The following is a 22497-nucleotide window of genomic DNA, read 5'->3' on the forward strand; positions in this document are numbered from 1 at the left end:
CATGTTGATGCATTTTTATTATTAATATATTCGTTTGTTTATTTTTTATACTTTGATTATTTTTATTTCACGATACCAACCATATCCTTCACAGAGTCGAATCCGTTCTTCTTCATATAGGCTTCGATTCCGTCGATGATCTCGATGGTTGCATTCGGATTATAAAAGTTTGCTGTTCCGACAGATACTGCGGATGCTCCTGCAAGGATCATCTCGATTGCATCTTCCGGTGTCGCGATACCGCCCATTCCGATGATCGGAATGTTAACCGCCTGTGCAGTCTGGTATACCATGCGGACAGCAATTGGATGAACGGCCGGTCCCGATACACCACCGGTTTTATTTGCTACGGCAAATGTCTTACGGTTAATATCAATCTTCATACCTGTCAGAGTATTAATCAGTGACAATGCATCTGCTCCACCTGCTTCTGCTGCTTTTGCAATCTCTGTAATATCTGTTACGTTCGGTGTCAATTTCATGATAATCGGCTGTTTTGCGATTTTCTTAATCTGCGCAGTCAGCTCTTCTACATGCTTCGCATCCTGTCCAAATGCAAGGAATCCCGCATTGACATTCGGACATGAGATGTTGATCTCCATCATATCAATCGGTTCATCTGCCAGTCTTTCTACTACTGCAAGATATTCTTCCGGCGCATGACCGCAGACATTTACGATAATCTTTGTGTCATATTTTTTAAGAAATGGGATATCTCTTTTACAAAAGAGATCGATTCCCGGATTCTGAAGTCCGATGGCATTCATCATTCCGCCATATACTTCTGCCACACGAGGTGTCGGATTACCTGCCCATGGTACATTAGCAACTCCTTTTGTAGTCACTGCTCCAAGACGGTTCAAATCTACAAAATCACTGAACTCTTCCCCTGAACCAAATGTTCCGGATGCAACCGTTACCGGATTCTTCCATTCTACACCGGCGATATTTACTTTCATATCCATTATAATTCCACCTCCGTAGATAAGAATACCGGACCATCCTTGCAGATGCGCTTGTTATGCACATTGCTGTGTGCATCTTTTTCTTTTGTCTTGCACACACACGCCAGACAGGCTCCGATTCCACATGCCATTCTCTCTTCCAGTGAGATATAGCACTCGATTTTCTTCTCCTCTGCATATGCTTTGATTGCACGAAGCATCGGTGTCGGTCCACAGGCATAGATCATGTCTGCATCCAGTGCATTTTCCTGGATTGCATTCATGACATTTCCCTTCGTTCCGACGCTTCCGTCTTCTGTAGAGATATAGAGTTTTCCGTTCTGTTCAAACTCTTCCTTCAGGAATGTATGTGCATCTCTGTAGCCTACTACGATCTGCTTTTCTTCACATTTCATCTGTTTTGCAAGCTCCAGGATCGGAGGTACTCCGATTCCTCCGCCCATCAGAAATACTTTCTTTCCTTCTGCCTTCTCATACGGAAATCCATTTCCCAGTGGTCCGATCACCGGAACGGTATCACCGGCTTTCAGCTCTGAAAACTGTTTTGTTCCGGTCTTTTCTCCTGTTACTCTGTATACAAGTCTTAATTTCTTTGCATCTTTATCAATTTCACAGATACTGATCGGACGCGGAAGTAATTTACTTGCGTCTTTTGTATATACAGATACGAACTGTCCCGGCTTTGCCTCAAGTGCTGCTTCTGTTTCGATCCACAGACTGTAGATTCCATCTGCAAGCATCTCCTGTGACAGGACTTTTGCCTGCTCTTTCTTTCTCTCCATGTTCCTTTTTTCTCCTGACTTTATTCTTGCTGTTACTGTTCACACACTGTGTAAACAGTAACCTTTTCATCTTTTTTTCTCTGGTCCAGAACAGATACATGCTCATAGCATGATATCTTCCTTTGTTTTCTCTATCTGTTCTCGAGAGCTCCTTTAATATCTGCGATCATTGTCTCAACGGCTGCTCTTGATGCATCTCCAAAGTTCTCTGCTCCGAATTTTGCATACTGCTCCTGCTTATATGCTGCGATGATTCCTCTGGAAGAGTTAACGATTGCTCCAAGTCCGTCTTCATTGAAGAAATGTACCAAATCTTTTCCTTTTCCACCCTGTGCACCGTAACCTGGAACCAGGATATATGCCTTTGGCATTACTTTTCTTAATACTTTACCCATCTCTGGATATGTAGCTCCGACAACAGCACCTACATAACTGTACTCATCACCCATGACTTCTTCGCCCCATGCAGCTACTTTTTCTCCTACGAGCTCATACAGTGGACGTCCGTCAATCTTCTGATCCTGGAATTCACCGCTGGATGGGTTAGATGTCTTTACCAGTACGAAGATACCTTTCTTTTCTTCCTTACATACATCCAGAAACGGATTCACTCCGTCAGAACCAAGATATGGGTTAACCGTTACAAAATCTTCATCAAATGGTGCGTATGTCTTGCTTCCGACTTTTACTTTTCCGATATGTCCTACGGCATATGCTGCGGAAGTTGAGCCTATGTCTCCACGTTTGATATCTCCAATTACTACCAGTCCTTTTTCCTTGCAGTAATCTACTGTCTTTTTAAATGCTGCAAGTCCCGGAAGGCCAAACTGCTCATACATTGCGATCTGTGGTTTTACAGCCGGGATCAGATCATATGTCTTGTCTACGATCTCTTTGTTAAACTGCCAGATTGCTTCTGCTGCACCTTCCAATGTCTCACCATATTCTGCAAATGCTTTTTTCTGAATGTGCTCCGGAATATAATTCAACATCGGATCTAATCCTACTACGATTGGTGCTCCTGTCTTTTTTATGTTGGCTACTAACTGATTAATCAATGTTTCTTCCTCCTACCTTACTGGTTAAACTAATTTTTTACATTGTTTTTATTTTACCATAAGGCATAGTAAAAGGGAATGCAAAACTGCATTCCCTTTACAATTCATTTTATCCGTATGATTGTCATTGCCTGACGGTCATCTTTTATTCTTCTGTCTCTATTTCATCTGTGCCTTTACTTCTTCTACCGATTTATCAAGCTGGTTATCGGTGTCCGGATTATTTTCATCCTGCTCATACTCAATCTTTGTATCCGGTGTAATGCCTTTTCCGTTGATACTTCTTCCCTTTGGGGTAAAATATTTTGCGATTGTAAGTTTTACAGCAGTTCCGTCATCCAGATCAAATATCTGCTGCACCACACCTTTTCCATAGGTCTGTGTTCCGACAATCTTTCCGATACCGTAATCCTGGATCGCGCCTGCGTAAATTTCAGATGCACTGGCACTGTTGCCATTAACAAGCACTGCCATCGGCTTGGTAAACTGATGCTCATCATCTGATTTCATCTCTGTCTTCTTGCCGTCTTTATCTTCAGTATAAACGATCAATCCTTCTGGAAGCATCAGATCCAGCATATCACATACTGTCTTAAGCGAACCTCCCGGATTATTACGAAGATCTACCACCAGTCCTGTCATCCCCTGATTTTCCAGGTCTTCCAGTGCACTCTTATACTGGTCATAGGTAACGGTATCGAACTCCGACACATCAATATAACCAATCTGATCGTCCAGCATCTTATACTCTATCGTCTGTGCCTGTACGGTATCTCTCGTTGCCGTGACAGTTACTTCATCTGCATTTTCCCCTCGCAATACTGTAAGCTTGACTGTTGTACCTTTTTTCCCTTTTATCTTACTTACAACCTTGCTGAGATCCTTTCCGGTAACTTCTTTTCCATTTACCTTATAAAGGATATCATTGTCCTTTAATCCAGCTTTTTCTGCCGGAGAATCTTTGTATACCTGTGTGATTGTGATCACTCCGGTATCATAGCTCTGGGACATAACTGCCCCGACTCCGTCGTATTCCCCGCCGGTTGATTCATACAGTGCTTTTGTCTCTTTTTTATTATAATATACCGAATACGGATCATTTAATCCGCTGATATATCCTTTGTATATGCCATCTTCCAGATCCTTTTCTTTCACATCACCCATGTAATGTTTGTCAATCAGATTCTGAAGTTCTGACAGCTTCTCACTTGTCTTTGCGGTAATATCTCCGCTTCCTATACGCAATCCACAGGACACAAGTCCTGCCACTAATAACATAGCAAGGGCGCCGCAAAGCGCCCCTTTCAAAAAACTTTTTCTGTTTTTCATTCTATTTTTCTGCCTCTTACCTGTTACAGATAATTCGCCGGATTCACCGGTGTTCCATTTAACATTACCTGGAAATGTAAATGTGGTCCTGTTGAATTACCTGTTGTTCCTACTGCTGCCACATTCTGTCCTTTTGTAACACTCTGTCCGGCACTGACATAGATCTTACTGCAATGCATATAATACGTTGCCAGACCACCGCCATGATTGATTACCAGAAGGTTTCCTGCATTACCTGCATACCCTGCTGAAACTACCGTTCCGGATGCTGCTGCATAAATCGGTGTTCCGGTAGCTGCTGCAAAATCAATTCCCTTATGGTTCGTGCTTGCACCTGCGATTGGCTGTGTTCTATATCCGAAACCACTGGATATATACCCACTAGGACAAGGATGTGCAAATGTTCCATTACCAGACACTACCGAAGATCCTGCAGAACCCGAAGAACTTCCTGAACTTGAAGAACTACTGCTGCTTTTCTTTGCAGCTGCAGCCTGAGCTGCTGCCTGCCGTGCTGCCGCCTGTTTTGCCGCTTCCGCTGCTGCAGCAGCTTCTTTTTGCCTTCTTTCTGCTTCTGCTGCTGCAGCCTGAAGCTGTGCCAGTTTGTTCTTTGTATCACCAAGCTCACTGTCCAGAGACTGAATCTCGCTTTGCTTATTCTGTACAAGCTGGCTTACATTATCCTGCTTTGTAATTAAATCATCCTGCATCGTCTGCAGTTTGTCATATTCCTTTTTCAGAGATGCTTCCTGTGCCTCTACATTCTTTACTACTTTCTGGAATTCTACCAGCATGTCTCTGTCGTATCCCGATATCGTGCTGATATACTCTGCATTATTCAGAAACTCGCCGATGGACTTTGACGAACAGAGAATCTCTACGAATCCGGTATTACCATTTTCATACATGTAGCGGATTCTTTTTTTCATACTATTATACTGATCGTCTTCATCAATCTTTGCCTGAACCAGCTCTTCTTCCTTGGTTGTAATTTCGTCTTCTTTTTCTGTAATCTTCTTCTTTGTATTTTCCATCTCCTGCGTCAGCTGTTTTAACTGTTCTGCCAGAGATGCTTTTTCATTTTCTGCAGTCTTTTTCTTATTTTCCAGTTCTTCTGCTTTTTTCTTGGTGTCATCAATCTCGGATGCATAGCCATTCACAACCATCCCCGAACAAAGTGTCAGGACAAGCAGAAGACTTACCATCTTCTTTCTGTTAATCATATACTGCCCCTTTCCCGGATAGAACCATTACACCTTAAGATGTTTGCGGATCGTGACAGTACTTCCTAAGAAACCAATTCCAACACCGAGAATAATTCCGATTGGAAGTAATGTTCTGTATACGGTTGCAACCGGCAGGAAGTCTACGATATTATTCAGAAGACTGAATTTTGCCATAATATATGTAATTGCCTTATCATACATAAAGTACAATAATACCAACGGAATAACCGCTCCCACTGCTCCGATGATCAGACCTTCGATTACGAATGGCGCACGGACGAATCCGTCCTTCGCTCCGATATATTTCATAATCGCAATTTCTTCCCGTCGTACGGTGATACCCATAGTAACGGTATTGCTGATCAGGAACACGGATACTGCTAACAGAATTGCAATAATTGCAACTGATACATATCCAACCAGCTTGTTCACACTGGTAAGTGTCTTTGCTACTACATCTGATTTATTAACCTTACGCACACCTTCTAATGATTTTGCATAAGATACGATAGATTTCTGTTTTGATACATCTGACAGATATACCTCATAGTTATCCGAATTTGCAAGCGGGTTATCGCTTTTGAATCCTTCTGCAAGATCAGCAGATTCTCCAAAATACTGATCTTTGAATTTGTTCCATGCTTCATCCGCACTTACATAGTTGACTTTTAAAACGCCATCTTTTTTCTTAAGTTCCTTGCCAATTGCATCTTTTTGCTCCTGAGTCGCATCTTCGTTGAAGAATACGGTGATTGCCACACCTTCCTCTGCTTTCTCAACTATGTAGTTAAAGTTGACTACAATGGAATAGAACAATCCGAACAAGAAGATACACGCTGCCATTGTTGCAATAGACGCAATCGAGAACATCTTGTTTCTGCGGATGTTCTTAACGCCTTGCTTCATCGAATATCCTAATGTACTAATTCTCATTCTTATACCCACCTTTTTTCTCGTCGCTTACAATGACACCCTTTTTCATTGTAACAACCCGCTTCTGCATCTCATTTACGATTTCCTGGTTATGTGTAACGACAAGAACCGTAGTTCCTCTTTCGTTCGCCTCTTCCAACAGCTTCATGATTTCCCATGAGTTTGTCGGATCCAGGTTACCAGTCGGCTCATCTGCCAGCAGAATTGCAGGCTCATTGACAATCGCTCTTGCGATCGCAACTCTCTGCTGCTCTCCACCTGACAGTTCCTTTGGGAACGCCTTATACTTCTGAGCAAGACCAACCAGTGATAATGCAGCCGGTACTTTTTTCTTAATGATTCTTGCAGGTGTCTCTGTAACTCTCTGAGCGAACGCAATATTTTCATAAATATTACGATCTTTTAAAAGACGGAAATCCTGGAACACTACGCCGATATTTCTTCTGTACATCGGTATTTTACGATGTCTCAGACGGCTTAAGTTATTGCCATTTACAATAATCGTTCCAGATGTAGGCTCCAGCTCCTTCATAATAAGTTTGATCAAAGTAGACTTACCAGAACCGCTGTCTCCTACGATAAACACAAACTCGCCCTGTTCAATCTTAAGATTGACACCATTCAGGGCTGCAACCCCTTTTGAGTACTCTTTCGTTACTTCTCTTAGTTCGATCATAGTTTCCTCCTGAATTATTAATACTCCAATGACTCCATATACTTCATATATTTCACAACCATGAGTGCGATTTTAAAAGTAATGGCATCTTCGAACACACGAAGATCCAGACCGGTGCTCTTTTGAAGCTTGTCCAGTCTGTACACCAGTGTATTACGGTGTATATACAATTGTCTGGATGTCTCTGATACGTTCAGATTATTCTCAAAGAATTTATTGATCGTTGTCAATGTCTCCTCATCAAAATCATCCGGCGATTTCCCCTCAAAAATCTCACGTATGAACATCTTACAAAGCGGAATCGGGAGCTGATAGATCAGACGGCCAATTCCCAAAGCACTGTATGCGATCACGCTGCGCTCACTGAAGAAGATCTTACCTACATCAAGCGCAAGCTTTGCCTCTTTGTATGACTTTGATACTTCTTTGATATCATTTACTACAGTTCCATATGCGATCAGAACATCTTCTTCCCCGTCATCTTTCAACAGGTTGTACATGTTCCCTGCAATTTTTTCAAGCTCTGCATGTCCGTCATTCGGCTCAAGCTCTTTTACTACGATAATATTCTTTTCATCAACGGCTGTCACAAAGTCTCTGGTACGGTTGCCCAGAAGATTGCGCACGTTGTCTAACGCATTCGTATCTTTTTCATGCTTTGTCTCGATAATAAAGATAACACGTCTTACTTCTGTGTCAATATGTAATTTCTTGGCACGATTGTAAATATCTACCAGCAACAGGTTATCCAACAACAGGTTTTTAATAAAGTTATCCTTGTCAAATCTTTCTTTATATGCGACCAGAAGATTCTGAATCTGGAAGGCTGCAATCTTGCCTACCATGTATACATCATCGCTTCCTCCGTTTGCAAGAAGGATATATTCCAGCTGATGCTCATCAAAAATCTTAAAAAACTGATATCCCTGCACAACCTGACTGTCTGCCGGGGATTCAACAAAGGAGATAACCTCCTCTACATAGTTCTCCTGTTCTGAAAATGTGCTTGCAAGAGATTTACCATCTGTGTCCATCACGCAAAAGTCAATTCGTGTAATCCCTTTCAATCCTTCAATTGTGTTTTGAAGTATTTGATTAGATATCATATTCCATCTCCTCCACTCTTTTCAATATACATTTTTCACAACAAATCTTTCCATTAAAACTCTAAAATGTATACTGCTAAATCTTATCTTAATATATATGACCAAAAAAATAAAGAGGAAATCACACTTTTTTGGTGATTTCCTCGGTTTTTTCACAATTTATTCACATTTATACCATGGACATAATAACGAAACAATTTTCTTATATTTTTCTTACGATTCGAACTTTTCTTCTTTTTTTCGTTTTTCCAGTTCTTTTTTAAAAAAATGATTCAGAAGATAGTGCGCAATACGTCCTCTTCCCAGACCGTTTTTCTGATCCGAAAACATCCTTTTTCCTCCGCCGATCCATACCCTGGCATCCAGAAGATTCCGGTTCTTTGCAATAAAATCTTCCTGAAGAGGAACGGATAATGCCGATAATACACAGTCTACCTCACTTCCGTTGATCGCATTGACAAGCATATCATCAGCCCTTGCCTCTGCCGACACCTTCGCCAGTCCGATCAGCTGGATCCCGCTGTAATACTTCTGCATGTAGCGGAATGCTTCCTGCCCTTCTTCTTCGGATTCCACCAACAGATAGATCCTTTTATGATTCTTATGCAGATATCGCATAAACATCTTAAAAAAGAGCTTAAGATCTATCTCTTTTACTCTGGATACACTCCTGGTATCCGCAGCTTCTAATATCTGCTTTTCGCCAGCCAGCACCAGATTGAATTCATTCATCTGCTCTTTTAGTTCCGGCAGATCATTCATCTGCATCAGACCATCCACGGTTACAATCTCTACAACACTTACAGGATCCGACTCCAGAAAAGCAATGGTTTCTTTCATGGCCTCTTTAGCTGTACAGCTGTCTATATTCACATCTAAAACATTAATCTTCTCGTTCATATCCTCACCTGCTAATTCTTGTCTGCGGTTTGTACATGGCGCAAATGGCAACACGGCTCTGACCATATTACGCATTTCAAACAGGCACACAAATCTTTTCCAGTTTTTCGATTATAGCAAATGGATATTCCCTTTTCAACATTTATTACATAATCTTCATACTAATTAACATTCGTAATATTTTTGTCATTTTTTTGATCCTGCCGTTTCTTTTTGGTGATCAGACCTCCGATCCTTCCTGTTTCTTTTGAAGTCAGGGATTTCCATCCATCCTGCATAACACGGTCCAGGAGTCCCAGTTCGTCAGCTATTTCATATTTCAGCTTATCCTCCGGTGCAAGATCGTCAAACCGGACAGGTGCTTTTGCTTTTCGGGCCATAATAAGAACTTCCTTTCGTTTTTTTCTTATTATGGCCCGCTTTTTGCAAACTATACTGTTATTTTGATTTTATTTTATGTTCCTACTGCTGTCCACAGATTGCTATATTGCTGCGCAATTCCCGGATACTGTAATCTCTTACACTTCATTTGGATCATCTGGAATAATAATTGCAGCAATAATATATGCAAAGATTCCTGATCCTGCCCACAACGCAATCAGTACAAATGCCAGTCTGACTAATGTTGGGTCAATATTAAAATATTTTGCAATCCCTCCACATACTCCACAGATCATTCTGTCTTTTCTTGAACGGTATAATCTCTTATTCTCCATCTTCATATCCTCCTGCTCTTTCTTAGACTCTTTTTTTATATTTCAAATCCGGCTTTTTTCAAAAGTCCCTTACATTTCTGTCGCATAACTGATCGTAATCTGTCCTATGCCGCAGTCAATCTTCATCTCTTTCGAAGCCTGATTATCTACATGTACTTCTCTTCCAAAACCGCTGTATCTATTGTCGCCACACTGTATCTCTCCGATTCCACATTCCAGATCGTAATTATAATCATTCTGGCTGCCTTTAAGTTTCAGATCTATCTCACCGACACCGCAATCTATATCCATCTTTTCTGATACATCACCCGTTCCAGACAATGATCCGGCTCCACTTTCAAATTCTGCTTTTTTCGCTGTAAAATCCTTAACAAATACCTTTCCGGCTCCATTTTTTACTTCAAGATCATCTGCGCTGAATTCATCCGCATTTAATTCTCCAGCTTTCAGTGTCAGATCAATCTTGTCAAATGTCTGTTTCTCCGGTAATGTCACTGTGATTGAACCTTTTCCTATATCATTTTTATTTTTCACCTTTTTATTCGTCTTCAGATACAGGACTCCGTCCTCTTCATAAGCCTGAAATCCAAGTTTTTCATGTGTATCCTTACTCTCAACTGTAATCTCATCTGTTGCTGCAGTTTTAAAGTACACCCTTCCTGCATAGATTTTTCCTTTGATTGATGTAATCTGCTGATAAACTGCTTTGCCATTTCCATTGAGCATGCGTTCTTTCCCACTTTCTTTTGTATTCGTAGCAGCTTTATTCTTATTATTCTCTATCTTTGCCGCATGATCCTTATCATCGTCGTCATCCCAATCGTCATCCCAGTCATCCTCGTCATCATCGTCATCCCAATCATCATCGTCGTCATCCCAATCATCATCGTCATCCCAATCACCATCATCATCATCCCAGTCATCCTCATCTGTGTCTGATCCAATCACAATTCCATGCGGAAATTCTGCTGCAATATCTGTCAATGTTACCCCAAACACTCTGTTAGCTGCCACACAACATATCACACCGGTCAGGAACATTACTCCACATACAATCCAGAATATTTTCCATCTTTTCTTCATAAGCTATACCTCCGTTCTTCTGTGAAATGGTTTTCTGCATACACATACGATTCCTCTTATCATCCCCGGGAATACGATCGTACATAGTCTTATGCCTGCAATTGTTCCAATCAGCCCTATCGGTATTACAATCAGTCCAATTCCCATGATCCCAAGTCCTGCTGCACCAGAACTTATAAGACTTCCAATTCCGGAACACAAAAGCACAACTCCTACCAGAATCACTGCCGCAAATGCGATCACAATACACGCAAATACTGCAAATGCTGCTACCACAAGTGCCAGTACTGTTACCACCAAAGCTGCTGCCAGCGGAACGATAACCGGACATCCTACCAGAATAATTGCTGCGATCAGAAGATATTTTAATGGTTTACTGGTCCACGGCTTATCTGCTTCTGATTCTTCCGGATTATCATTATCATATGTATAGGTTCCGTTATCATAATATACATTCTTTTCTCTGTATCCGGTTTCTTCTTTTGATTCCTGATAATATTGATATCCAGATCCGGCCTCTTCCTCTTCCCCGGCCTCTGTGCTCTTAATATTTACAACCTCTATATCCCCTCTTTCGGCTTTGATCTTCATAGCGACCTTTTCCGGGCTTTCCAGTTCTTCTATTACGTTCTGCTCATTTTCACTGCCCGCATCGTCAAAATAATCATTATAATAGTTCAGTGCATCCAGTCTGTCTTCTTCCGGAATTCCTTCCAGGAGTCTCGACAACTCAGCCATAAATTCTATTCTGTTCATTCCAAACTCCCTCCCTCAAATAATGCGCTGATTTTTTTCGAATAATTCTTCCATTCAGTCTGGTACATCGCAAGCTGTTCTTTGCCGCTTTCTGTCACTTTATAGTATCTGCGGTTTCTTCCATCGAACTGCCGGTCATATACTTCCAGATATTCCCCTTTTTGCAATCTTCTAAGGACCGGATATAACGTAGATTCTGACACATCGATTGCTTTTCTGACATCCTGTGTGATCTTATATCCGTATGTTCCTTCCTCTTTCCGCGACACAACAGCCAGGACGATTGCATCCAGAAGCGCTGCTCCTGTATTAAAAACCATATGCTCACTTCCTTGTTATTTTATAATTTGCATCACAATATTATTTCTTTACACATATTATACGTCGTATAATATAGTATGTCAACATATATTATATTTTGCTATACAGAGAACTTGCCACTGGCAGCTTCTCTTGCATGCTTTGGCATCAAAAAAAAGAATGACACATTTCCTTTTTGCGTCATTCTTTTTCTCACATTCTTTTCTTTCTATATACGTATTTCTTTTCCAAGTGAAAATGCATAGATAATCTTTTCTTTCACTTTTTTCCCAGTCATCTGCTCCAGTGCTTTTGCATAATACCGCAGCTGTTCCTGATATTTTTCCACCAATTCTTCTGCCTTTCTCACCCGGTCCGTCTTATAATCCAACACAACCAGTCCGTCCTCTTCTTCAAAATATGCATCGATAATTCCCTGTACCAGTATAAGTTCTCCATCCTCTTCTTCCGGATAAAGCTCTTTCGCATCTATCCCTAATACAAACGGCTGCTCTTTCCAGAGTTTCTGGCTCTTGGCGGCCTTTTTCATCCGCTTTCCGGATGACGTCTCCAGGAACCGGAAGATATCGTATGCTTTCACACATTCAGCTGCCTCTTTTTCTATCTTTCCACTGGCAGCCATCCCGTCAATCCACTCTGCAACCGCTTCTATGCTGTCGGGTTCCGGTCCTTCAAATGCAAGAAGCTCCATGATTCTATGGTATGCGGTTCCTCTTGGTGCTCCGGTCAGTCCTTCTTCTTTTTGCATAAAAGTTGGTATCAACGGTGTCACTTCCGGCTCTTCATAAAGTAATTCTTCCTGTGCTTCTTCCTCCAGACTATGATCCATTGCGATCTCATGCGCACGCTTTTTCAATTCTGTAACTGTAAATTTTAGCTTTCTTGTACTGCTCTTTTCATATGGATAATGGAATCCGAACTGTTCTTCCATAACCGTATGCATTTCAGGCTCATAGACTCTGTCTGTGTCCCATTTTTCCAGAAGTGATCTCGATATCACTCCCTTTGTCTCTTCTTTCAGTCCTTCTTTTACAATATCTTCAAAATGCAGGATATTTACCTCTAACGGTACATCCTCCCCACAGCCAAGTACCGCCGGCAGGATCCAGTCCCAATAGGTTCCGGCGTGGCTTAACTCGCCAAATGACAATTCCTTCTGATTACTTCTTTGAAGCATCCGGCTTTCTTCTAACTTTTCTTCCGGTCTTGGAAGCGTACCGGTAATGATCAGTTTTTCCTTCGCACGCGTCAGTGCTACGTAGAGTACGCGTAGTTCTTCCCCAAGGCTTTCTAACACTTCTTCTTTTTGAATCACTTTTTTAACGATGCTTGGACTCTTTGTCCGAAGTCCCAGGTCAACCGCATCCAGTCCTACTCCCATACCGGCATGCAGTGCTACTGCACTTCTTGCATCCTGCATATTAAAGCGTTTTCCCATACCGGCAACAATTACGATCGGAAATTCCAGTCCTTTACTTTTATGGATCGTCATAACTCTTACCGTATCTGCATGTTCGTCTTCGATACTAGCTTCTCCGTAATCCACATCATATTTTTGCAGCTGTTCAATATATCTTACAAAATGAAACAGTCCTTTATAGCTCGTCGATTCATATGCTCTTGCCTTTTCGATCAACATCTCCAGGTTGGCTTTTCTCTGCTGTCCTCCCGGCATGGCCGCTACATAATCCCCATACCCTGTATCTTCCAAAATCTTCCACAGCAGCTCATGCATCGGTGTAAATGGAACGATTCTCCGGAATGCATCCATCTGCTCCAGACACGCACTGATCTTCGTACGGATCACTTCATCTTTTTCATTTTTTCTTTCTTCGTCATCTTCCCGGTATCTGACAACTGCTTCATAAAACGGCAGTTCCGGATAGAAACATTTTATCTTTGCTAACTCTTCTGCATCCAATCCACAAAACGGCGACGTAAGCACTGCCGTAAGCGGAATATCCTGTCTCCGGTTATCCAGTGTACGCAGATAATCCAGCAGCACTCCTATCTCCTGCGTTCGAAAATATCCTTCACTCGTTCCAGCATACGTAGGGATTCCTTCCCGGTTGAGCACTTCTGTAAATACATCAGCAAATCCCTTTACACTTCTTGTCAGTATTACGATATCGGAATACTTCGCATTTCTCAGCTCGCCGGTAGCCTTATCTGTAACCTTCTGTGTTCTTAAAAGCTCCCTGATACGCATCGCAATTGCTCTTGCTTCCAGTTCTTTTTCTGACGCGATTTTCGACAGTTCTTCTGCGTTGTTTTCATTTTCTTCCAACTGATAACGTTCTTTTACACGGTCCAGATCGCTGTCGATCAGATAAATTTCTGTATTCAGGTTCTCATTCTCCGGGTATTCCGCTCCCGGATACAGCGCAGCCTGATCATCATAGACAATTCCGCCAAGCTTCTCTGTCATAATCCGTCCGAATATCGCATTCACACTTTCCAATACTTCTTTTCTGCTCCGGAAGTTCTTATGAAGATCGATCCTCTGGGTCTGACTTTCTTCTATATTATATGTGTAAAACTTTTCCAGAAACAGTTCCGGCTTAGACAAACGGAAACGATAGATGCTCTGTTTTACATCTCCTACCATGAAGATATTATATCTTCCGCTTCTGCACGTTGACACACTGGTCAGGATTGCTTCCTGTATCAGGTTACTGTCCTGATATTCATCAATCATGATCTCCTGATATTGCTTTTGATATTCCAAAGCCACTGGAGACGGAACAAATCCTTCCTCCGTCTTCTGTGTCAGTATCCGGAGTGCATATTGCTCCATATCGGAAAAATCAATCATATTCTGCGAACGCTTCTTTTCTTCGAACCGGCTTCCAAATAAACGAACCAGATCTGCCAGTTCCTCCATGGCCGGCGCACACAGATTCATATCTTCTATCATTGCTTCCGGCGTCTCGTAAAAATACTGCGCCGCAATATTCTTTACCACGCCTTTCACCATTTCTCTTAGCTTTTTAACCTGTGTTATCTTCTCTTCGGATACCGTCTTATCCTTATTCACCGGAAGTCTGGCCCATTTTACATTTGCAAATGCTTCTGACTGCTGTCTGTATGTGCGTGCGCTTTGTAGATCCTCTATAACGATCAGATCTTTTTCCAGTGCAGCCTCATATGCCGCCGGTCCATCTATACTTAACGCTGTCTGCATTGCGAATTCTACCAGTGCTTTTGCGTCTTCCAGATTCTTCTGTACATCCTGCAGGATCTTTTTGATGACATTACTTTCTTCGAATGCCTCCAGATCTTCGATTTCATACGCTTTCACGCAAGAATCAAGCCACGCTTCACTATCTGGATAACTTCTCGAGAATTCATATATCTTCAAGATCAGATCTTCAATCTTTTTATCATTACGCCCTGTACTGTATCCCGATGCAAAATCCAGAAATCTTTTGCTTCCTTCCTGATATTTTTCTTCCAGGACTTCTTCTAAGACATCGTGTCTTAAAAGCTTCAGCTCTCCCTCTTCTCCTATCCGGAATCCGGGGTCAATATCAATCGCATGAAAATGGTCACGGATTACCGACAGACAAAAACTGTGTATCGTTGTAATCTGCGCATTATGAATCAGGGTTGCCTGCTGCTTCAAATGTTCATTGTCGGGATATTCCATTAATTTTTTCTCGATCGCAAGCCGGATTCTTTCTTTCATCTCTGCCGCTGCCGCTTCTGTAAATGTAACGATCAGAAGTCGGTCCACATCCACCGGAGGCTCATCTTTGGTAAGCATCGTAATAATACGTTCTACCAGTACTGCTGTTTTTCCGGAACCTGCCGCTGCCGATACCAGGATATTCCGGTTTCTTAAGTCTATGACTTTTTGCTGTTCCTGCGTCCACGTTACTCCCATCTTCTATGCGCCTCCTTTCATTTCTTCCGACTCTGTTTCCCGTCTCATAGCCGCAAGTGCTTCTTCTTTTCCAACACTTCCGATATCCCGGTATTCGTATCCCGGTACTTTTATATCGAATCCGCAGATGTGCCGGTACGGACAGTAATCGCAGCCGCTCTCCTGTCCTCTTCTATATGGAAGTGCACTTACATCACCACTTAATATACGGGTTCTGGCATCATCTACCTTTTTCCTTGCATGAGATATCATGGCCGCAAAATCTTCTCCTGACACAACCTTGGAATAGCCTGAGACCGTCCCGTTTTTATTATATTTTACCGGAACTGCAAGTGATTCTCCCGATGCATCCCTGTCCAGATGCTTCAGTATCTCTGTATCCAGCGGAATGATGCCATCTGGTTTGAGCTGTTTTAGGATCGCGCGGTCTGCCTCTTCTTTATCCTCTGTTTTATCTACCAGCGGATCCTGAATACGGTAATAGAATACTCCCGCCGGGATAACTTCTTTTCCCGGATGTCTTTTTTCTTCTACCGAAACAGCCGCATCCATATAAATCATCAACTGCAGCTGCAGGCCATGATACAATGCCACGACATCAAATGCCTTGCTTCCGGTTTTATAATCCAGTACTTTGACATATACCTTGTCTTCCGTTTCACATACATCCACACGGTCGATTTTTCCTCCAAAGAAGCGTAACTCATACGCTTCCGGAACAAAATCACCGGCACGCAGCTGGCTGGTAAGTGCCCATACCGTCCGCTCCAGCATCTGCTTCATACGCACGATCAACTGCTCATTTCTTGCAGAGCTGTATAATACGGAATTACCATAATCTGTAACCGCCTCTTCCACACACTCATCGATCAGCTCCTTTTGAAGCTCTTCGCTAAGCGTCGTCCAGCCGCCCGCTTCTGCCGCTTTTTTCGAAAATATTTCCAAAGCCAGATGGCACACATTTCCAAGATCCACAGCCTGGAATTCGTACACCAGTCTTTCTCTTAACTGTAAACCATATGCCAGAAAATGTGCACATGCACAGGAAGCATATCTCTCCATCCTGGTAATACTGCCCTCAAAGTTCTCTCCGTATAACTTTCTTGCCACCAGATCTGCAAGCGGATCTTCCGGACGCTTGTAATACCACGCTTCCAAAAGTTTGTCTACTTTTCTTTTCCACACCGGATCTTTCTGATACCAGGTATACAATTCCTGCCATACCAGATCCAGATTTTTATCCTGCAGTCCCTGGATCAGATACGCAATTCCTGTCCTCTCCGTAAATTCTTTCTGGACCAGTGCTTTTTCTTCTTCATCCTGCACCTTAAGCTTTGGATACAGGCGCAAAAGCTCCTGAATCAGATACGATGGCCGAAGTGATTTTCCAGCCGATGACACCTTACTATAATATACTTTTAATTGTTGTGATGGCTTCGTCAGGTTCATATACAGATAAAACTTCTGGACATAAGCCTTTTCCTTTCCACCCGGAGACAATGCATAATCCGCCTTTTTGAACTTCTCCCGGTCTCTTTCTGATAACAGACCTGTTCTCATCAATGCTCCCGGAAGAAAGCTGTCATTTGCCCCGACAAAGAATAATGCTTTAATATCTTTTAATCTTGTTCTTTGCACATCTCCGACCACAACCTGATCGACGCTTGGCGGTATGACCCCAACCCTTGCTTCTTCAAGGCCTGCATCCAGTAATTTGCAATACTCAATCAGGCTCACCTGTTCTTCTCCAAGAAGTTCAACAAATTTATCAAACAACTCTATGATGATCCGGTAAATCTGAGAATATTCTTTGGCAAGCGCAAGTTCCTGTGCCTGTTGGAATTCTTCTTCTGTTTTCTGAAGCCTGGCCTGAATGTTCTCCTGCACCATGAATTCATACACAGCCATTGTAATATCTCTGACAGTCTTGCGCTTCTGTTTCAGAACAAACATCAGACCATCTACTTTTTCCACAAGCTGTACCCGGTAATGATTCAATCTGTCAAGCTCCTCTTCTTCCATTCCTTTCAGACGTCTGATCCACCGGTTCTGCCATCCTTTATATCCTTTGATTCCCAGTCCTATCACGTAATTTTCCAGCTCATCCGTCTCCTGCGGTGTAAACCCGGCAAGATTGGTTCGCAAAAAACGGAATACACTTTCATAGGAAAAGTTTTTCTCCGCCATGTTCAGAAGGCTTCTTACATATTCCACAAAGGAGTTTAAAAGGATACTTCTTTTATGATCCATAAAAACAGGGATGTCATATGTCTGAAATGCCTGTTCCAGATAATCCCCGTATACTTCCATATCACTGACAATGACTCCTACCTCCCGGTAGCGGTATCCTTCCTTTCTGACCAGTTCACGGATTCCTTCTGCCACAGCTTCTGCTTCCTGCCTTGGATTTCTCGTTACGTGTATTTCCAGATTTTCCACTTTCTGTCCATACACGCCTGCACCGTACCGGAATATATTTCTTTCCAGAAAAGCCAGTTCTTTATTATCCTGAAAGCGGTGTACCGGATATCCATAAAGTGTTACCGGTTCTTCCACTTTGATCTTATTATCCTGCGCAAGCTTTATCAGCGTTGTTACCATCTGCTTACTCAGTCCAAATAACTGATACGGATGTCTGTATGCATATGGATTTTCCCGTTCATCGATGGTCACCGTCACCCATACACTCCTGCATCTTCGCATCAGTTCCACCATCAGCCTGTTCTGCACCGGCGTAAATCCGGTAAATCCATCTAGCACAACCGTACTGTTTTTAAGAATGTCCGAATCCTTCACCTGTCTGCTTAAAACATCCAGAAGCTCTTCTTTTGTAATATAACGTTCTTTCAGATAATTCTGAAATCCTTCATACAGGATCTCAATATCTTTTAATTTATAATAAAGTCTGGAATCGGCTTCTACTGTTTCCAGCATCTTATCTATCTCAGGTTCTCCGATATCGTATTGTGTGAATTCCGAGATTACCGACTTTACTTCGCTGATATAGCCAAGTTTTCTGATATTTCCCCGCAGAACCGTCAGTTTCTCTTCGTAATCCCCTGCGATCTTTCTAAGGATCAGGTTTTTCCCCTCATCATCCAGAACCGGAAGCTTCTTCGCCCCCGTCTCTTCGAATATACGGTATGCAAGTCTTGCAAAGCTTAATACATCGATATTCATAATCCCATGTCTTGGATGCATCATGACCAGATCTTTCTGCGTCTGCATAGTAAATTGTTCCGGTACTAATACGATATAATTTCTCTCTGGGTATTTTTGCGATTCTTCGATAATATGTTGATATAAATATGTTGATTTTCCTGAGCCGGACGGCCCGAATACAAATTTTAAAGGCATAAGGTTTCCTCCTTATGCCCTAGTATAACACGAATATATGTTTGTGCCTAGTACGACTTATAACGCTCGAAGTCTTTCTGCAAATTCGTTGCTTAACGTCATCTTTGCAACATAGAAGACATCTCCTGTCATATAGACGTTCCAATCATCTTCTACTTCTACCTGCAGCTCTCCTCCCGGCATATGCACGATCACCTTACTATTCGTAAGTCCAAGCTTATACGCAACACCTGCCGCTGCACATGCTCCTGTTCCGGAAGCTCTGGTATATCCAGCACCACGCTCGAAGATCTCAATTGCAATATTTTCCTTATCGATTACTTTCATAATCTGTGTATTGATTCTGTTCGGGAAATATCTTGCAATCTCAGAATAATCACCAATCTTGCATACCAGTGGTCTGGATATCTCGCGCATCGGAATGACGCAATGTGGATTACCGATGGATACACAGGTTACCGGATACAGCGTTCTTCCAAATACCATATCCTCATTGATCACTTCTCTTCTTTCGCCGATAACCGGAATCTCATCACTCCAGAATGAAAGTTTCCCCATAGATACACGAAGACGGCTTCCATCCTCATTAAGAAATGTCACTTCTACCGGTCCGTTTCCTGTATATAATTTAAAGTTTTTCTTCTGTACATATCCTGCATCTTTTAAATATTTCGCAAAGATACGCACACCATTTCCACTTGTCTCTGATTCACTTCCATCAGGATTCCATACTTTTACGTACATTCCATCTTCTTTCAGAATCGGACCTTCCAAAACGCCGTCAGCTCCGAGTCCTTCATTACGGTCACAAATCATCTTGACATTGGCAGCGTCTAATGCTAACTCATTATGATTTGGATCAAATACCAGATAATCATTCCCCAATCCATGATAACGCTCTAATACTACCTTCATTTTTATTCCTCCTGATTTTATATACTCTTTTTATTTCTTCTTTTTACTTCTTTGTCCTGCTTTTTGGCATTCCGTGTACCTCTTATCTTTGGTTCTTCATTTTTGCCTTATCCAAAAGATCCCTGCGGAATTTTCCATACTTTTTCAACTTAAAAGTGTTCTCACCTATCCTTATCATAACAGGCATTATTTCCATATTCTATACAAATAATGCTTTGTTTTATTGCAAATAATGCTCTTTTCATTTAAAATTAATACAGATAACCTGCCACTGACAATGTTTTCCGAACGCATGGTGATTTCTTAAAATAACCAGAACATATTCTGATACAAACAGACATCACCAATATTTCTTATCTACTTTAAGCAGCTGATGTTTTCATATAACGCTTATGGATCAACAGGAGGTTTTTCAATGGAACAATATACAAAAAAAGGATATTTAAACAGCGAATTCCGGCTGTTTCATCTGACAGACCAGGAAACCAACGAAGTCGAATACCATTATCATGATTTTGACAAGATCACTATCTTCATACGCGGAAAGGTCAATTACATGATCGAAGGACGTTCTTATGATCTGAAGCCTTATGATATCGTACTGGTAAAGCAGGGGGATATCCATAAGCTTACGGTTGATAACACCTATCCTTATGAACGTATCATCGTATATATATCACCAAATTTTATGAATGCTTATCAGACAGACACTTACGACTTAAGCTACTGCTTTCAGAAAGCCCAGAAGGAACATTCGAATGTTTTGCGTATCCCGTCCCCGGAAAAAAGTTCTTTGTTCCGGTCCATCTCACAGTTAGAACACTCTTTTACAGACGGTGGATATGCTTCTGAACTTTACCGTCAGGTTGTATTTCTTGAATTCATGATCCACTTAAACCGTGCGACCAGAAAGAACCGGCTCGAATTCATCGATACCGATAATTGCAACGAAAAAGTGCTCGCCATCCTTGACTATGTCGGCGAACACCTCTGTGAAGACCTGGCCATCGATAAGATTGCCGGTCAGTTCTATATCAGTAAATATTATATGATGAGACTATTCAAGCAGGAAACCGGCTATACACTGGGACAATACATTTCCCAGAAGCGGCTCCTGCTTGCAAAAGAATTATTATCTGCCGGTGTGCCACGCACACAGGTCTGTTACGATTGTGGTTTTAAAGATTATTCTACATTTTCCAGAGCTTATAAGCAGTTATTCGGATCTACACCTTCCGGACGTACCTGTCCGTAAAGCTCTGCCGGCACGTAGGCCTGTACGAAGATTCCATCTTCTCTGTATTCTTCCGTCTGAAGTTCCCCGTACTTTCTGATAAGCTGAATCTTCCCGGCTTCTTTGTATGGATAGACGGCTTCAACCTCTACTTTTTGTTCCCGCAGTACTACTTCGATCGTCTGAAGGAATTCTTCGATTCCTTCTCCGGTTCTTGCCGAGATCTTCGCATGATAATCTGCATGGATATCTCTTGGAACCCAAGATTCCTCTGCACGGTCCATCTTGTTAAATACCGTGATTACCGGCTTATCTTTGACTCCCAGATTCTGAAGTGTCTCATATACCGTATACATCTGCTCATCCATCTGTGGATTGGATACATCGACCACATGAATGATCAGATCTGCATATTTTGCTTCCTCTAAGGTACTTCGGAATGCCTCGATCAGGTGATGCGGCAGCTTCCGGATGAATCCTACCGTGTCTGTCATCAGTATCTCCTGACCGCTTGGGAGCTTTAAGTCTCTCGTCGTCGGATCCAGCGTTGCAAAGAGCTTATCCTCTGCCAGGATGCCTGCTCCTGTCAATGTATTCAGAAGTGTAGACTTTCCTGCATTCGTATACCCTACGATTGCAGCCACCGGCATGTGGCTTCTGCTTCTTTGTTCTCTGGTGACTTCTCTGTGCTTCTTAACGTCTTTTAATTCCCGGTTAAGCTGCGCGATCCTGCTCTTAATGAGGCGCCTGTCCATCTCAAGCTTTTTCTCTCCTGGTCCTCTGGTACCAATTCCTCCTCCCAGTCTTGACATGGCTCTTCCCCATCCGGTAAGGCGTGTCTGCTGGTATTTTAACTGTGCAAGCTCTACCTGGATCTTACCTTCACTTGTAGATGCCCTTGCAGCAAAGATATCCAGGATCACCAGTGTACGGTCCATTACCTTGATATCCAGTTCATCCTGAAGGTTCTTCATCTGTGCCGGGGATAATTCATCATCACAGACAATTCCGGTCGCCCGCAGTTCCCAGATCAGGCTTCTGATCTCATCTAACTTTCCTTTTCCAACGTACGTTCCCGGATGCTGCTGTTCCCTGTTCTGTATCACCATTCCCACGGTTTCGGCTCCTGCTGTGGATACCAGATCTTTTAATTCTTCCAGTGACTCTTTTGTATCATCTGTCTCGGAAAGACTTACGCCAACGAGAATAACCCGTTCTGTCTCTTTCTTAATTTCAATCATACTTTTTTTCTGT

Annotated in this window: 19 protein-coding genes; 1 reads left to right on the plus strand and 18 read right to left on the minus strand. The window is 42.2% G+C overall.

Annotation, left to right across the window (positions count from 1 at the left end):
• Positions 1-62: 62 nt before the first annotated feature.
• The 17 genes from ACWJAF_RS04310 to dapF form a co-directional block, all read right to left on the minus strand.
• Complete coding sequence (locus ACWJAF_RS04310) at positions 63-965, minus strand: dihydroorotate dehydrogenase (protein ID WP_296031165.1); 903 nt, start codon at positions 963-965, stop codon at positions 63-65.
• Positions 965-1747, minus strand: a complete 783-nt coding sequence (locus tag ACWJAF_RS04315) for a dihydroorotate dehydrogenase electron transfer subunit (protein WP_448862444.1) — start codon at positions 1745-1747, stop codon at positions 965-967. Before ACWJAF_RS04315 ends, ACWJAF_RS04310 begins: the two co-directional genes overlap by 1 nt.
• A gap of 131 nt (positions 1748-1878) precedes the next feature.
• Positions 1879-2805, minus strand: a complete 927-nt coding sequence (pyrF, locus tag ACWJAF_RS04320; protein ID WP_296031161.1) for an orotidine-5'-phosphate decarboxylase — start codon at positions 2803-2805, stop codon at positions 1879-1881.
• Between the two features lie 159 nt (positions 2806-2964).
• Positions 2965-4134 carry a S41 family peptidase gene (locus tag ACWJAF_RS04325; RefSeq protein ID WP_448862446.1) on the minus strand — a complete coding sequence of 390 codons (1170 nt, stop codon included), beginning with the start codon at positions 4132-4134 and terminating at the stop codon, positions 2965-2967.
• Between the two features lie 23 nt (positions 4135-4157).
• On the minus strand, positions 4158-5357 hold the full coding sequence (locus tag ACWJAF_RS04330; protein WP_448862448.1) for a murein hydrolase activator EnvC family protein: 1200 nt from the start codon (positions 5355-5357) through the stop codon (positions 4158-4160).
• A 27-nt stretch (positions 5358-5384) separates the two neighbouring features.
• On the minus strand, positions 5385-6293 hold the full coding sequence (gene ftsX / locus ACWJAF_RS04335; RefSeq protein WP_448862450.1) for a permease-like cell division protein FtsX: 909 nt from the start codon (positions 6291-6293) through the stop codon (positions 5385-5387).
• Positions 6283-6969 carry a cell division ATP-binding protein FtsE gene (ftsE, locus tag ACWJAF_RS04340; protein WP_296031153.1) on the minus strand — a complete coding sequence of 229 codons (687 nt, stop codon included), beginning with the start codon at positions 6967-6969 and terminating at the stop codon, positions 6283-6285. Before ftsE ends, ftsX begins: the two co-directional genes overlap by 11 nt.
• A 17-nt stretch (positions 6970-6986) precedes the next feature.
• The gene (locus tag ACWJAF_RS04345) at positions 6987-8075 is read right to left on the minus strand and encodes a PucR family transcriptional regulator (RefSeq protein WP_296031149.1); all 1089 of its coding nucleotides are present in this window, start codon (positions 8073-8075) and stop codon (positions 6987-6989) included.
• A gap of 213 nt (positions 8076-8288) precedes the next feature.
• A complete protein-coding gene (locus tag ACWJAF_RS04350; RefSeq protein ID WP_448862452.1) occupies positions 8289-8975 on the minus strand; it encodes a WecB/TagA/CpsF family glycosyltransferase in 687 nt (228 codons plus the stop codon).
• Between the two features lie 161 nt (positions 8976-9136).
• Positions 9137-9355, minus strand: a complete 219-nt coding sequence (locus tag ACWJAF_RS04355) for a small, acid-soluble spore protein, alpha/beta type (protein WP_296031143.1) — start codon at positions 9353-9355, stop codon at positions 9137-9139.
• 138 nt (positions 9356-9493) lie between these two features.
• Positions 9494-9691, minus strand: a complete 198-nt coding sequence (locus ACWJAF_RS04360; RefSeq protein WP_296031141.1) for a PspC domain-containing protein — start codon at positions 9689-9691, stop codon at positions 9494-9496.
• A gap of 69 nt (positions 9692-9760) precedes the next feature.
• Entirely contained in the window at positions 9761-10774 is a 1014-nt protein-coding gene (locus ACWJAF_RS04365; RefSeq protein ID WP_448862454.1) for a DUF4097 family beta strand repeat-containing protein, read from the minus strand.
• A gap of 3 nt (positions 10775-10777) precedes the next feature.
• Complete coding sequence (locus tag ACWJAF_RS04370) at positions 10778-11530, minus strand: DUF1700 domain-containing protein (protein WP_448862456.1); 753 nt, start codon at positions 11528-11530, stop codon at positions 10778-10780.
• On the minus strand, positions 11527-11850 hold the full coding sequence (locus ACWJAF_RS04375) for a PadR family transcriptional regulator (RefSeq protein WP_296031130.1): 324 nt from the start codon (positions 11848-11850) through the stop codon (positions 11527-11529). Before ACWJAF_RS04375 ends, ACWJAF_RS04370 begins: the two co-directional genes overlap by 4 nt.
• A gap of 209 nt (positions 11851-12059) precedes the next feature.
• Entirely contained in the window at positions 12060-15737 is a 3678-nt protein-coding gene (gene addA, locus ACWJAF_RS04380; RefSeq protein WP_448862458.1) for a helicase-exonuclease AddAB subunit AddA, read from the minus strand.
• Positions 15738-15740: 3 nt separating this feature from the next.
• On the minus strand, positions 15741-19094 hold the full coding sequence (gene addB / locus ACWJAF_RS04385) for a helicase-exonuclease AddAB subunit AddB (RefSeq protein ID WP_448862459.1): 3354 nt from the start codon (positions 19092-19094) through the stop codon (positions 15741-15743).
• Positions 19095-19151: 57 nt separating this feature from the next.
• Complete coding sequence (gene dapF / locus ACWJAF_RS04390; protein WP_296031122.1) at positions 19152-20009, minus strand: diaminopimelate epimerase; 858 nt, start codon at positions 20007-20009, stop codon at positions 19152-19154.
• Between the two features lie 415 nt (positions 20010-20424).
• On the opposite strand from dapF, the gene ACWJAF_RS04395 reads away from it, so the two are divergent.
• Positions 20425-21264, plus strand: coding sequence for an AraC family transcriptional regulator (locus ACWJAF_RS04395; RefSeq protein ID WP_448862461.1), 840 nt, complete (start codon positions 20425-20427; stop codon positions 21262-21264).
• Here ACWJAF_RS04395 and hflX read toward each other — a convergent pair.
• Positions 21216-22484, minus strand: a complete 1269-nt coding sequence (gene hflX, locus ACWJAF_RS04400; protein WP_448862462.1) for a GTPase HflX — start codon at positions 22482-22484, stop codon at positions 21216-21218. The genes ACWJAF_RS04395 and hflX overlap by 49 nt on opposite strands.
• Positions 22485-22497 lie beyond the last annotated feature (13 nt).

The sequence above is a fragment of the Dorea sp. genome (assembly GCF_977044405.1).